We start from the raw sequence: 14,604 nt of genomic DNA, 5'->3' as shown, positions 1-14,604 counted from the left end.
TATATTGGTTTTTTTGTGTCAGAATATCACATTAAAGAAATAGTATGTTATATTAATTCGCAAATTTCGACAAAAGGCTATTTATTTCCACTAAATTTAGTGTTATAGTATTTCTGGTTAGTAGGAATGTTTTACATCAGATGTCTGATCTCTGTCATTGGTGGTGAATCTCATGACAATTAAATCGGATCATCGTGCATTGTATCTCCAAGTGATCGATCGAATGAAGCAAGATATTGCAGCTGGTGTCTACAAAGAAAAAGAGAAGTTGCCATCAGAATTCGAATTGGCCAAATCATTGGGAGTAAGCCGCGCCACTCTTAGAGAAGCGCTGCGGCTATTGGAAGAAGACAGTATCATTATCCGGCGCCATGGAGTGGGTACATTTGTCAACCCGAAGCCTGTTTTTTCATCAGGCATTGAGCAATTGACCAGTGTGTCCGACATGATTCGCCAAGCGGGAATGGAACCAGGGGCCATTTATTTGAGCACCACGGAGTCCATTTCTTCGGAAGATGATATAAAACGCTTTCAATGCAATAGCGATGATACTATTATTAAAATTGAACGGGTCCGTACAGCAAATGGGGAACCGGTCGTTTATTGCATCGACACAGTTCCATCGGGCTACTTGCCTGAAAACTATTTAGGACGGACTGAAAGTTCTATTTTCTCTGCGTTAGAGGAATCTGGAGATACCCATATTGCTTATGCAGTATCGTTCATTGATGCAATTGGGTACCATGAAGATGCATCTCCGATACTCGAATGTGATCCAGAAACCGCATTGTTGGTGTTAAAACAAATCCACTATGATGAAAACGATCAAGTGGTGCTGTATTCTAAGAACTATTTTAAAGCTGATAAATTCAGTTTTCATGTAGTTCGAAAACGTGTGTAAAACTGAAAATTCCTGCTACTATGAAAAAAATACCTTGGGGGTTATTACATTGACAAAACGTAAATTTGGTCTGGGTCTATCATTAATGCTTGCTGCGGGAACAATGCTTACAGCTTGCGGCAGCAGCAGTGATGAAGGTTCTTCTACTAGTGGTTCTTCAGAAAGCGGCGGCGGAGAAGCAAGTGATTTTTCTGTAGCGATGGTTACAGATGTCGGCGGCGTGGATGATAAATCGTTCAACCAATCTGCATGGGAAGGGCTTCAGCAGTTTGGAGAAGAAAACGGACTTAAAAAAGGAGATGGCGGTTTCGACTACCTGCAATCTGCTTCAGACGCGGATTACAACACCAACTTGAACAACTTGATCCGTCGTGACTTTGATGTTGTATTCGGTATTGGTTTCTTAATGGAAGGCGCTGTTAAGGAAATCGCTGAGCAGCAGAAAGACGCTCAACTTGCGATTATTGATGCAGTAGTTGATGCACCAAACGTAGCTAGCGTATTGTTCAAAGAACAAGAAGCTGCCTATCTTGCAGGTGTTGCTGCAGCATTGATGACTGAAACGAATAAAGTTGGATTTGTCGGTGGCCAGGATATTCCGGTTATCGAGCGTTTTGAAGCCGGTTTCCTTGAAGGGGTTGCCGCTGTAGACAATACGATTGAAGTCGATGTGCAATATACAGGTGCTTTTGATAAAGCGGAATTAGGTAAAACAACTGCAAACCGCATGTACTCAGCTGGAGCAGACATTGTATTCCACGCTGCTGGCGGTACAGGAAACGGCGTGTTTACTGAAGCAAAAGAACGTAAAGAAGCAGATCCAGATGCAAACATTTGGGTTATCGGGGTTGACGCTGACCAATACGATGAAGGCCAAGTTGGCGATGCAAACGTAACGTTGACTTCAGCTTTAAAAGAAGTTGACCAAGCGGTAATCGATATTGCCAACAAAGCGAAAGCTGGAGAATTCCCTGGCGGTGAAACGATTGTTTATGGTTTAGCAGAAGACGGAGTCGGTCTTGCTGATTCACGCGGAGCTATTCCAGAAGACAAAATGGCTCAAATCGAAGAATACAAAGAAAAAATTGCAAGCGGTGAAATCACAGTTCCAGAAACAGTAGAATAAGCCACATTTACTTGCGGTCATCATAAAGACCGGTTCAGCCGGTCTTTATGATTTTTTTTCGTCTAATTTTAGAAGATTAATAGACGAAAGGCTTTAACCAATAGAAGCCTTTCCTGTATTAATTAATACAAAAGTACCAGTTTTCAAGGGAGTGAAAACCGTGGAATATGTAATCGAAATGCTCAATATCCGAAAAGAATTTGGAACGTTCTTAGCTAATGACAACATTACGCTGCAATTGAAAAAAGGCGAAATCCATGCCTTATTAGGTGAAAACGGAGCAGGAAAATCAACATTGATGAATGTACTCTTTGGCTTATACCAGCCAGAAGGCGGAGAAATTCGGGTGCGTGGGGAGAAAGTCAATATTACCGACCCCAATGTTGCGAATGATTTAGGGATTGGGATGGTCCATCAGCATTTCATGTTGGTTGAAAACTTCTCAGTTACAGAAAACATTATTTTGGGAAGCGAGCCGACCAAATACGGCGTCACCAACAAAAAAGACGCCGCGAAAAAAGTGCAGGCACTTTCTGAGCAGTATGGGCTAAATGTAGATGCGAATGCCATCATTGAAGATATTTCTGTGGGTATGCAGCAGCGTGTTGAAATATTAAAAACCCTATACCGCGGTGCGGAAATTTTGATTTTTGATGAACCTACAGCTTCACTCACACCTCAAGAAATTACTGAATTGATCCAAATCATGAAACGGCTTATTGCAGAAGGCAAATCGATTATTTTGATTACCCATAAGCTGAAAGAAATTATGGATGTTTCTGACCGAGTTACAGTGATTCGCAAAGGGCAAGGGATTGGTACAGTGACAACAGCTGAAACAAATCCGGATGAGTTGGCGGCGCTTATGGTTGGCCGCCAAGTAGAATTTAAAACAAACAAAGGCAAGGCTTTCCCGAAAGAGAATATTTTAATGGTTAAGGACTTGACGGTGGAAGATTACCGAGGCGTGGAAAAAGTTAAAAATTTGAGTTTGAACGTCCGTCAAGGAGAAATTGTCGGAATTGCAGGAATTGACGGCAATGGACAAACTGAATTGATCGAAGCGATTACTGGATTGCGAAAAATAAAACGTGGAACCGTTTCAATCCATGGGAAAGATATTACAAATCTTAAGCCGCGCCAAGTAACAGAATCCGGGGTTGGCCATATCCCGCAAGATAGACACAAGCATGGATTGGTACTGGATTTTCCAATTGGCCACAACATTTCTTTGCAGACATATTATAAAGGACCGATTTCGAAATCGGGCATCATCGATTACAACAAAATTGATAAAAAAGCGTTGGATATCATTGAAGCTTATGACGTCCGGACACAAGGGCCGCACACTCCAGCACGCGCTTTATCTGGTGGAAATCAGCAAAAAGCGATTATCGGACGCGAAGTCGACCGCAATCCTGAATTATTGATTGCGGCACTCCCGACACGTGGACTTGATGTAGGAGCAATTGAATTTATCCATAGCCGCTTGATTGAGCAGCGTGACAATGGAAAGGCCGTTCTTTTAATCTCATTTGAGCTTGATGAAGTTATGAACGTTTCCGACCGTATTGCAGTAATCCACGATGGTGAAATTGTGGATGTCGTTCTTCCGGAAGAAACGACCGAGCAGCAGCTTGGTTTGTTGATGGCAGGCCATCATATCCGCAATGACGATGATAATAATGGTAATGGTTTGACGAAGAGAGGTGAGGGTCAGAATGTCGAATAGAGCAATAAATCTCCTGGTCCCGATCGTTTCCGTTATTTTAGGGCTTGTGGTAGGCGCAATTATCATGCTTGTCAGTGGCTTTAGCCCAATTGCAGGCTATTCAGCTCTTTGGAACGGGATCTTTGGAGATCTGTATACAATCGGAGAAACAATCCGGCAAATCACACCGTACATTTTAGCTGGCCTAGCGGTGGCATTTGCTTTTCGCTCTGGGCTGTTCAATATCGGAGTTGAAGGGCAATTGATCGTCGGTTGGTTTGCGGCCGCATACGTAGGGATGGCAGTGGAATTGCCGAAAGTCATCCACTTGCCATTGGCCATTCTAGCGGCAGCAGTGGCAGGGGGGCTTTGGGGGTTTGTGCCAGGGCTGCTTAAAGCCAAGTTCCATGTCCATGAAGTTATTGTAACGATTATGATGAACTATATCGCGTTACATACTACGAACGCATTGATTAAAACTGTATCGGATGGCGGAGACAGCACGGAACCAGTTTTTGCAAGTGCTTCTTTGCGCTCTGAGTTTTTCGAAAACTTAACGGATTTCTCCCGTCTCCATTATGGGATTTTCGTTGCTTTGTTAATGGTTATGGTGATGTGGTTTATTTTGGACAAAACTACGCTCGGTTTTGAATTGAAAGCAGTAGGCTTTAACCAAAATGCTTCTCAATATGCTGGGATGAATGTCAACAAAAACATTATTCTTGCCATGGTTATCTCAGGTGCTTTTGCCGGCCTTGGCGGGGCGATGGAAGCTCTTGGTACATTTGAATATGTTTCATCTAAAGGTGGATTTACCGGTATTGGCTTTGATGGTATCGCGGTTGCCTTGCTTGGAATGAATACACCGCTCGGCGTTATTTTTGGGGCCACATTGTTCGGCTCTTTGAAATACGGTGCGTTAAATATGCCAAATGCTGCTGGAATCCCAATTGAAATTGTTGAAATTGTTATCGCAGTCATTATTTTCTTCGTAGCGTCTGGCTACATAATCCGCTTGCTCTTGCTGCGGGCGGCTACTAAGAAGGAGGCGAAGTAATATGAGTTTCTTGGAAGTTTTGTATTTCATCGTTCCTTCAGCGATATTTTATGCAGCTCCTCTTATTTTTGTAGCAATTGGCGGGGTATTCTCAGAAAGATCGGGAGTCGTCAATATCGGGCTTGAGGGACTTATGGTTATCGGTGCCTTTATCGGTATTTTGTTTAATTTGTTTTTTGCAGACACGTTCGGTGGCGCAACGCCATGGCTGGCTTTAATTGCGGCGATGGTTGCTGCGTTGCTGTTATCGCTTTTCCACGCGGTCGCTTCTATTTCTTTCCGTGCTGACCAAGTGGTGTCGGGGGTTGCCATCAACTTATTGGCAATTGCTTTGGCGTTGTATTTGGTACAAAAAATATTCGGGAAAGGCCAAACGGATTTCATTACAGAGCGATTTGGACGCTACAACGTCCCGTTCCTGCAAGATATTCCAGTTATTGGGCCAATGTTCTTTAAATCCGTTTATAATACATCGATTTTGGCAATTGTGGTTGCCATTATTGCCTGGTTCGTGATTTACAAAACACCATTCGGTTTGCGTCTGCGTTCAGTAGGAGAACACCCGATGGCTGCTGATACAATGGGAATCAATGTCAGCAAAATGCGTTATATCGCAGTGATGATTTCCGGGGCATTGGCAGGAATCGGCGGGGCGATTTACGCGCAGACCATTTCTGGAGACTTTGGCCATGCAACAATTAATGGACAAGGATTCATGGCGCTTGCAGCAATGATTTTCGGCAAATGGCACCCGCTTGGCGCGATGGGAGCAGCCATTTTCTTCGGATTTGCTCAATCATTGAGTATTGCTGGCCCATCCATTCCTTACGTTCAAGATATTCCAAGTGTGTTTTTATTAATTCTTCCTTATGTGCTTACGATTCTAGCGCTTGCCGGTTTTATTGGACGTGCCAATGCACCAAAAGCGAGTGGGAAACCGTATATTAAAGGGGAACGTTAATTCCTAGTAAAAGCCGTCCTTCCGACGGCTTTTTTTTATGGCGGAAAAGTCGGCCCACTACGGAAATCAGGATTTCCTGCGTGTTCTGCCCAAAACCGTTGTGTTCCTGCATCGCTTCACTGCTTCGTCGCAAAGAGATGGCCCAAACTGCCTTTGGTCCATCTCTTGCCTGTCGGGGCTAGGCGGCTGCTTCCGCTTTTCTTTATTTGCATTTAGTTGAAAAGGTTCGGTATAGTTAGAAGATGAACGATGAGAGGGGATTTTGCATGTTTCAGACGATAAATGTGGCTAAAGGCGTGAATGTGCACGTTAACAAAACTACACAATTCAAGACGATAAATTTTTCAATCCGCTTCAAAGATAAATTGACGAAAGAAAAAGCGTCTGCACGATCGATTTTGGCGAATATGCTTCAGCATAGCAACGAAGTCTATCCTTCTCATACCGCGTTGCGGATGGTATTAGATGATTTGTATGGAACTTCTTTGTACATGGACTCGACAAAAAGAGGAAATGAACATATCGTCACGCTTAATGTGGAAACGGTAAATGATGAGTATTTGTCGGAAACTGGAGTTTTGGAAAAAGTAATGAATTTGATGTATATCGTCTTGTTCAAACCGAATTTCGAAGACGGTTTGTTCAAACAATCTATATTCGAGCGGGAAAAAAGCGCCATCAAAGAGCGTATTGAATCGGTATTTGATGAAAAGACCCGCTATGCGCAACAGCGTATGTTGGAGCATGCTTTGCCAGACCACCCGGCTTCAATCAGCCCGAACGGCACAATTGATGATGTGGAAAGCGTGACTAATGAACTGCTGGTGGCGGAATACCGTACTATGATTGAAGAAAATGAAATTGAAATTTATGCTGTCGGCGATATTGAGCCGGAAACAGTCGCTTCTTACATCCGGGAATTTTTCCATTTCGGTGACCGTGAAAAGTCCATTGCAGCGCCTCCACTTGAATTGAAAAAGCCGGAAGAGCCGCACGTGCGGGAATTTGAAGTTATGAAGCAAGGAAAACTTCATTTGGCATTCTATACGCCTATTACCTTCAAAGATGAAAAATTTCCAATCATGCAATTGATGAATGGTGTTTTGGGCGGTTATGCCCATTCTAAATTGTTTGTAAATATCCGTGAAAAAGAAAGCATGGCTTATTATGTTTCCAGCTCTTATGCTTCTCAGTTCGGCTTGTTGTTTGTTCTTGCAGGAATTGATGCGAATCTGGAGGAAAAAGCGGTCAAGTTGATTCTTGAGCAGTTGGAAGAAGTGAAAAAAGGCAATATAACCGATACAGAACTCGATCAGACAAAAGCGTTATTGACCAATCAACTAAAAGAAGCGCTCGATTCGGCTCGTGGCCAAATCGAAATATACGACCAATACATGGAGTTGTCTGATTCTTTTGAACCGGACGACCTCATTATAAGATGGAAGAACGTCACAAAAGAAGACATTGCCGCAGTGGCTCGGGACATTTCGTTGGAAATGACCTATTTCTTATCAGGCAAAGAGGAGGATTCGAATGAATAAAGTCCAATTCGAACAATTAGACGAAACACTTTATCATGAAAAGCTTGAAAATGGGCTTGAAGTATACATCTTGCCGAAAAAAGGTTTTTCGAAGACCTACGCCACATTCACAACCAAATACGGGTCGATCGACAATAATTTTGTGCCGCTAGGTGAAACAGAACCGATCAAAGTTCCTGACGGCATCGCCCACTTTCTTGAACACAAAATGTTTGAAAAAGAAGAAGGGGATATTTTCCAGCAGTTCAGCAAGCAAGGCGCATCCGCAAATGCATTTACATCGTTTACCCGGACGGCTTATTTGTTCTCAGCAACAGGAATGATCAAAGAGAATGTCGAAACCTTGCTCGATTTCGTGCAAGAACCGTATTTCACGGAAAAGACGGTAGAGAAAGAAAAAGGGATCATTGCACAAGAAATCACCATGTACGATGATCAGCCCGATTGGCGTTTGTATTTCGGCATCATTGAAAATCTCTACAAGAATCATCCGGTGAAAATTGATATTGCAGGAACAGTCGAATCCATACAAGATATTACGGCAGAGCATCTTTACACCTGCTACCACACGTTTTACCACCCATCCAACATGATGCTATTCATCGTTGGAGCAGTTGAACCGGAAAGCATGATGGCTTTTGTTCGAGAAAATCAAATGAAAAAAACGTTCGAAAAGCCGGAAAACATCCAACGCATTTTCCCGGACGAACCGGTCGAAGCTGCCATAAAAGAACGCACGCTTGAAATGAGCGTCCAAAAACCGAAAGTCTTTGTCGGCATTAAACCGGAAGCGGTAAATTTGTCAGGCCCAGAAATGTTAAAACACGAACTGGCTGCCCAACTAGCGTTCGAATTGCTGTTTGGCCGCACGTCTGACTTTTATCACCATACGTACGAGAGCGGTTTAATCGATGAATCGTATTCGTTCGACTATTCACTGGAGAATGGTTTTGGCTATGCCCTTATCGGATCTGATACACAAAAACCGGAACAGCTAGCTGAAGAAATCCAGAATACGATCGAGCGTGCAATAGAAATGTGGCCGTTCGGTCAAACGGATTTGGATCGGGTACGGCGGAAAAAGATCGGCTTTTTCCTGAGAGCGCTAAACTCACTTGAATACATTGCCAACCAGTTTACGCGTTATGCGTTTAATGAAATGAATTTATTCGATGTTGTCCCAACACTTGAAGCGTTAAGCGTTGAGGATTTACAAGCCGCCTTTTATACAGTCAGCAGAGAGAGCCAGCGTTCCGTTTTCACTATCGTCCCGCCGAAAAAGGACAGCGAATGAAAAAGTTTGCCGTTATTCTCGGGGCTTCCGGGGAAATCGGAGAACAGATAGCCCGTCAACTTGCAGATGCCGATTGGTCTTTGTATTTGCATTGGAACTCCAAGTCTCTCGACAACTTGGCAGAAGAAATGAAAGCCAGTTATCCAAACCAGGAGTTCATTCCCGTGAGAGCGGATTTTTCAAAAAGCGATGCAGCGGATAAATTAGCGGAGCAGGTTTTCGATGCATCATGCGTCATCATAGCAAGCGGACATGCGCTATATAAAATGCTGATTGATACAACAGATGCGGACTTAGAAGAGCTCTGGCAAGTGCATGTGAAAAACCCCATGAGTGCCGTTCGGCTTCTTTCCCCTTATTTTCATCGGCATTCGAAATCGTATGTGGTTTTCATTTCTTCTATTTGGGGAGAAATAGGGGCTTCGATGGAAACAGCATATTCAGCGGTAAAAGGGGCGCAGCTATCGTTCGTTAAAGCATATGCGAAAGAAATGGCGGCATCCGGAACACGTGTCAATGCAATTTCGCCAGGATTTATCAGGACAAAAATGAATCGGGCATGGTCTGAAGAAGAGCTGGCTGCAATTGAAGAAGAAATTCCGCTTGGGCTTGGGACTCCGCAAGATGTCGCTAATGCAGTGGACTTTTTAGTTAATGGTAAAGCGGATTATATGACGGGCCAAACTTTGCGGGTCAATGGCGGCTGGCATACATGAAAATGGCAAAGCATTGCTCCTATAGTCCCCCTTTTCTTGAAGCGGTAAATCCGCTATTATAAGAGAGGGGAACTAGAAGGTTGATACTCCGAAGTGAAAGGACGGATTAGCGATGATAGAGTGGTATTTTGAATATGAGATCCAAGTGAACCGTCCTGGTTTATTAGGAGATATTGCTTCGCTTCTCGGTATGCTGCGAGTTAATATTGTGACCATTAATGGCGTGGACCAAGGCAGGCGCGGAATGCTGTTGCGTGCGGAACATTACGTTCAATTGGAGCGCTTTGAGCAAATTGTATCTACGATTGAGACTATTGTCGTAACCAAGTTCCGTGAACCGAAGCTGCGCGATATTCTGGCTGTGCGCCACGGACGGTATATCCAACGGGATGTTGATGACCGCAAGACGTTTCGTTTTGTGCGGGATGAACTCGGTCTTTTGGTGGATTTTATGGCTGAAATCTTTAAACAGGAAGGCCATAAATTAGTCGGATTGCGGGGAATGCCGCGGGTCGGAAAAACCGAATCCATTGTCGCTGCAAGCGTCAGCGCGAACAAGAAATGGATTTTCCTGTCTTCGACGATGATTAAGCAAACAGTGCGCAATCAGCTGATGGGCGATGAGCGCAGTGACAACAATATTTTTATTTTGGATGGCATCGTAACACGCAAAGCGTCAGATGAACGCCATATGCAGCTTGTCAGGGAAATGATGCGAATGCCAACCATCAAAGTAGTTGAGCATCCGGATATGTTTGTTCAGCAATCAGATTACAGCATTGAAGATTTTGATTACATTATTGAGTTGCGCCATCATCCTGACGAAAAAATTACATACGAAGTATTGGAAAAAAATGATTTTATGAACGAAGAGAACCAAGCAGATATGTTTGGTGGATTTAACTTTTAGGTAGGCAGGTGGTTGTGTTGAGCGAATTAGGTACTCGTTTGAAAGAAGCGAGAATCGCAAAAGGATATAGTTTAGAGGATTTACAAGGTGTTACGAAAATACAAAAGCGCTATTTGGCTGGAATCGAAGAAGGCGATTACAGCATGATGCCAGGTCCGTTCTACGTACGGGCTTTCATCAAGCAATATGCAGAAGCAGTCGGCTTGAATTCGGATGAACTGTTGGAGCAGCATAAATCAGAAGTGCCTGAAAAAGTGAAAGAAGATGTTCGGCCGCCAATGGCACCACCGACACCTTCACGCAGGCAAACTTTTGCAAGAAGTTCTTCAAGTGGCATCGGTGAAGTGATGCCGAAAATCATTGTTGCACTATTTATTGTTGTTATCATTGGTGTTGTCTGGTTTTTTTATCAGTTTCTTGCGACAAACAATCCTACGGAAGAAGTAGCGGAAGACGGCGGCGTTCAATACGAAGAGCCGGCAACTTCTGAAGAAGAGGAAGCTCCGGCAACTGAGGAAGAGCCGGCTGAAGAAGAAGCAGCACCTGAAGAGCCAGAAGAAGAACCTGAGGCAAGTTTAGCAGAAGAAGGCACTCAAGGCGAAACGACGACATATGTGTATACAGGTCCTGCAGAACGAGAATTGCAAATTGAGGCATCTGGCGCTTCATGGGTATCGGCGACTGATCAAAACCAAAAGGAATTGATGGAGCCGGCCCGTACGATGCAAGATGGTGACAGTGAAACCATCGATTTGGAAGGAGTCACACAAGTCCGTGTCCGGATTGGTGCAACATCTAACGTGACGTTGACAGTGAATGATGAACAGGTTGAGTACGCACAAAACGCTATTACCCAAAATATTGTGATTCGTTTTGAAGACGAAGAATAGCCATCAACAGATGGCTATTTTTCTTGAAAGGCAGAAAGGAGATGCATCTATGAATATTCCAAACAAGATTACCATATCCCGCATATTGCTGATCCCCCTTTTCATGGCAGTCATGTTGATTGATTTTAATTGGGGGACGATGACGCTTTTCGGAGCAACTATGCCGGTCGCACATTTTATAGGGGGAATGATTTTCCTCTTCGCTTCTTTGACTGACTGGGTGGATGGCTATTATGCAAGAAAATACAATTTAGTGACGACGTTCGGCAAATTTTTAGATCCGTTGGCAGACAAGCTGCTGGTTTCTGCAGCTTTAATTATTTTGGTGGAACTTGGATTTGCCCCTTCTTGGGTCGTTATCTTGATCATTAGCCGTGAATTTGCTGTTACTGGGCTCCGCTTGGTGCTTGCTGGAGAAGGAGAAGTAGTGGCGGCAGGGGGCCTTGGGAAAATCAAGACTACGGCTCAAATCGTTGCCATTATTACGTTGCTGCTTCACAATATCGTTTTCACAGCAATCAATATCCCGTTCGCGGAAATCATGCTCTATATCGCTTTGATTTTCACGATATGGTCCGGCTGGGATTATTTTTATGCAAACCGGCGTGCATTGCTGGCTTCAAAATAAGTTTTGTATGGCGGAAGTGCTTTATCAAGCAATTGATTTCCCCTTTGGACGGGGCAGAAGGAGTGGTTATGGGTGAATGCAGAAATTATTGCTGTTGGATCTGAACTATTACTAGGGCAAATCACAAATTCAAATGCGCGTTTTTTGTCGAGCCATCTTGCAGAACTTGGCATTAATGTTTACTATCACACCGTCGTTGGAGACAATGCCGATCGGTTGAAAAGTGCCATTGAGATTGCGGAACATCGGGCAGACTTGATCATCTTCACCGGTGGGCTCGGACCCACAAAAGACGATTTAACAAAGGAAACCATTGCCCGGCATCTAGGCACCACTTTAGCAATGGACGAAGAAGCGCTTGAATCCATCGTTGCGTTTTTTGAGCGTGCCGGCCGCTTCATGACGGAAAACAATAAAAAACAGGCACTCGTTTTATCAGGCAGCGAAGTACTCGTCAACCACCATGGAATGGCACCTGGCATGCTGTATAAAACCGACAGCCACCTGTATATGCTGCTTCCTGGGCCGCCAAAAGAAATGGAGCCAATGTTCCAATTTGAAGCGAAGCCGAAGCTTGCAAAAATCTTAAACAAAGAAGACGTTATTTTATCGCATGTACTGCGTTTTTATGGCATTGGCGAAGCGGAACTTGAAGACCGCCTTCAAGACATATTAGACAGTCAGACCAATCCGACTATTGCGCCGCTGGCTTCAGATGGAGAAGTGACACTGCGGATCACGGCGAAAACAAATACGGAACAAGAAGCGTGGACATTGATCGACGGCGCCAAAGCTCAAATCCTGGAACGGGTTGGCCAGCACTTGTATGGCTATGACGACGATTCGCTAGCTTCAAAAGCCGTGGAGCTTTTAAAAGAACAAGGTAAAACAATTTCGGCGGCAGAAAGTTTGACCGCAGGGTTGTTTCAATCAGAACTTGCTTCTGTGCCAGGGGCCAGTGCTGTTCTGGCAGGCGGCGTAATCACTTATAATGAAGAAATGAAAATCGCGCACCTCGGATTACCACAAGAGTTGCTGACGGAGTACGGTGTGGTAAGCGAACAGACCGCACTGGCTATGGCAGACGGGGCGCGGGAGAGATTCAACACCGATATCAGTGTCAGTTTGACAGGAGCCGCTGGGCCGGATGCTCATGGCGACCAGCCGGCAGGAACCGTTTGGATCGGCATAGCGACAGCAGAAGAAACAACAGCTTACCGCCTTCAGTTATCGGGAATGCGCAACACCAACCGCCTAAGAGCAGTTAAATTGGCCCTTTCATATGTAATCCGATCGCTTACAGACGGCAACGCACGCAAAATTTAATTTTGCGTGCGTTTTTTCGTCTAAATCCTGATTTTGCCCCGCAAATCCAGGGTAAATATAATATATGCAAATAAAAAACCGAATAAACGTTCGCTTTTTTCTTGTGTATTTCTCAATAACCTAGTATACTAGAGACAGGTAGAAAAAATGGTTTTAATTAGAGGAGGATTTCTTTTGAGCGATCGTAAAGCAGCGTTAGAAATGGCTTTAAAAGGTATAGAAAAACAATTTGGTAAAGGCTCAGTCATGAAATTGGGCGAAAAAAGCGACCGTAATGTATCTTCGGTTTCAAGTGGTTCACTGGCGCTTGATTCTGCGCTTGGAATAGGCGGATACCCGCGCGGACGTATTATTGAAGTATACGGACCTGAAAGTTCAGGTAAAACAACAGTATCTCTTCATGCAATTGCAGAAGTTCAGGCAACTGGCGGAACTGCTGCTTTCATCGATGCGGAGCATGCACTAGATCCGCTTTATGCCCAAAAACTTGGCGTGAACATCGATGAATTGCTGTTATCTCAGCCAGACACTGGAGAGCAGGCGCTTGAAATCGCAGAAGCTCTTGTGCGAAGCGGTGCGATTGACATCGTAGTAGTCGACTCTGTAGCGGCACTTGTGCCAAAAGCGGAGATCGAAGGGGAAATGGGCGACTCGCATATGGGCTTGCAAGCACGCTTGATGTCCCAAGCTCTTCGTAAGTTATCAGGAGTAGTCAACAAGTCAAACACAATCCTTATTTTCATCAACCAGATCCGCGAAAAAATCGGCGTTATGTTCGGTAACCCGGAAACAACACCAGGCGGCCGCGCGTTGAAGTTCTATTCGTCTGTCCGTTTGGAAGTGCGCCGTGCAGAAGCGTTGAAATCCGGAGCAGAAATCATCGGTAACAGAACGAAGATCAAGATTGTGAAAAACAAGGTTGCGCCGCCGTTCCGCACAGCGGAAGTGGACATTATGTACGGAAAAGGGATTTCGCGTGAAGGTGAAATTGTCGATATCGGTTCAGAATTGGATATTATCCAAAAGAGCGGTTCTTGGTATTCTTATAATGAAGAGCGCATCGGCCAAGGCCGCGAGAACGTGAAGCAATTCTTGCTTGCGCACCCGGAAATCCGCAATGACATCGCAAATAAAATCCGTGAATCTTATGGCATGGCAGCTGCTTCATACACGATTGCAGCCAATAATAAAGAAGAAGAACCGGAAGATTTCGGTCTATTGATCGATGACGAAGAATAAGAAAAGAGTCAGCACAACCTGACTTCACGGAAAAGCCGTTCAGCCTATGCTGAATGGCTTTTCTGCATTTCTTTTGAAGTAGCCGCCGGATATCCGGACGGAGTTTGAAGTTTACTGAAAACCTGCACGGCCGCCTGCGCTTTTCAGTGTTGTCTAGACTCCAGTGCCTGGCTCCTCGAGTCGTTTCGGTCTTGAAGCCATGGCAAGGGACGCCATGGCTTCAAGACCTCCAACGCTTGCCGCAACTGGCCAGGCGCTTCCGCTTTTCAGTGTCTAGACTCCGGCGGCCAGATTCTCGGGGTCA

General features: G+C 44.5%; 13 protein-coding genes. All 13 read left to right on the top strand.

What is annotated here, in order from left to right:
* The first annotated feature begins 172 nt into the window (after positions 1 to 172).
* The 13 genes from FQV28_RS08090 (at position 173) to recA (ending at position 14,300) form a co-directional block, all read left to right on the top strand.
* Positions 173 to 901, top strand: coding sequence for a GntR family transcriptional regulator (locus tag FQV28_RS08090; RefSeq protein WP_146495353.1), 729 nt, complete (start codon positions 173 to 175; stop codon positions 899 to 901).
* A gap of 49 nt (positions 902 to 950) precedes the next feature.
* Entirely contained in the window at positions 951 to 2,027 is a 1,077-nt protein-coding gene (locus tag FQV28_RS08085; RefSeq protein ID WP_146495352.1) for a BMP family lipoprotein, read from the top strand.
* Between the two features lie 160 nt (positions 2,028 to 2,187).
* Positions 2,188 to 3,759 (top strand): ABC transporter ATP-binding protein, encoded by a 1,572-nt coding sequence (locus FQV28_RS08080; RefSeq protein WP_146495350.1) that lies wholly within the window; start codon positions 2,188 to 2,190, stop codon positions 3,757 to 3,759.
* Positions 3,749 to 4,795 (top strand): ABC transporter permease, encoded by a 1,047-nt coding sequence (locus tag FQV28_RS08075; protein ID WP_146495348.1) that lies wholly within the window; start codon positions 3,749 to 3,751, stop codon positions 4,793 to 4,795. The genes FQV28_RS08080 and FQV28_RS08075 overlap by 11 nt, the downstream gene beginning before the upstream one ends.
* A gap of 1 nt (position 4,796) precedes the next feature.
* The gene (locus FQV28_RS08070) at positions 4,797 to 5,756 is read left to right on the top strand and encodes an ABC transporter permease (RefSeq protein ID WP_146495346.1); all 960 of its coding nucleotides are present in this window, start codon (positions 4,797 to 4,799) and stop codon (positions 5,754 to 5,756) included.
* 266 nt (positions 5,757 to 6,022) lie between these two features.
* Positions 6,023 to 7,297: an EF-P 5-aminopentanol modification-associated protein YfmF gene (gene yfmF / locus FQV28_RS08065; protein WP_146495344.1), complete on the top strand. Its 1,275-nt coding sequence runs from the start codon at positions 6,023 to 6,025 to the stop codon at positions 7,295 to 7,297.
* A complete protein-coding gene (yfmH, locus tag FQV28_RS08060; protein ID WP_146495342.1) occupies positions 7,290 to 8,591 on the top strand; it encodes an EF-P 5-aminopentanol modification-associated protein YfmH in 1,302 nt (433 codons plus the stop codon). The genes yfmF and yfmH overlap by 8 nt, the downstream gene beginning before the upstream one ends.
* The gene (gene ymfI, locus FQV28_RS08055) at positions 8,588 to 9,307 is read left to right on the top strand and encodes an elongation factor P 5-aminopentanone reductase (protein ID WP_146495340.1); all 720 of its coding nucleotides are present in this window, start codon (positions 8,588 to 8,590) and stop codon (positions 9,305 to 9,307) included. Before yfmH ends, ymfI begins: the two co-directional genes overlap by 4 nt.
* A 112-nt stretch (positions 9,308 to 9,419) precedes the next feature.
* A complete protein-coding gene (locus FQV28_RS08050; RefSeq protein WP_146495338.1) occupies positions 9,420 to 10,217 on the top strand; it encodes a DUF3388 domain-containing protein in 798 nt (265 codons plus the stop codon).
* A gap of 17 nt (positions 10,218 to 10,234) precedes the next feature.
* Positions 10,235 to 11,107: a helix-turn-helix domain-containing protein gene (locus FQV28_RS08045; RefSeq protein WP_146495336.1), complete on the top strand. Its 873-nt coding sequence runs from the start codon at positions 10,235 to 10,237 to the stop codon at positions 11,105 to 11,107.
* Between the two features lie 49 nt (positions 11,108 to 11,156).
* Positions 11,157 to 11,735, top strand: a complete 579-nt coding sequence (pgsA, locus tag FQV28_RS08040) for a CDP-diacylglycerol--glycerol-3-phosphate 3-phosphatidyltransferase (RefSeq protein WP_146495334.1) — start codon at positions 11,157 to 11,159, stop codon at positions 11,733 to 11,735.
* Between the two features lie 72 nt (positions 11,736 to 11,807).
* Entirely contained in the window at positions 11,808 to 13,061 is a 1,254-nt protein-coding gene (locus FQV28_RS08035; protein WP_146495332.1) for a competence/damage-inducible protein A, read from the top strand.
* A gap of 174 nt (positions 13,062 to 13,235) precedes the next feature.
* Entirely contained in the window at positions 13,236 to 14,300 is a 1,065-nt protein-coding gene (recA, locus tag FQV28_RS08030; protein WP_146495330.1) for a recombinase RecA, read from the top strand.
* The last annotated feature ends 304 nt before the right edge of the window (positions 14,301 to 14,604 follow it).

The sequence above is a fragment of the Planomicrobium sp. CPCC 101079 genome, assembly GCF_007859275.1.
Taxonomy (GTDB): Bacteria; Bacillota; Bacilli; order Bacillales_A; family Planococcaceae; genus Planococcus.
This window is presented reverse-complemented; position numbering and strand designations above follow the sequence as displayed.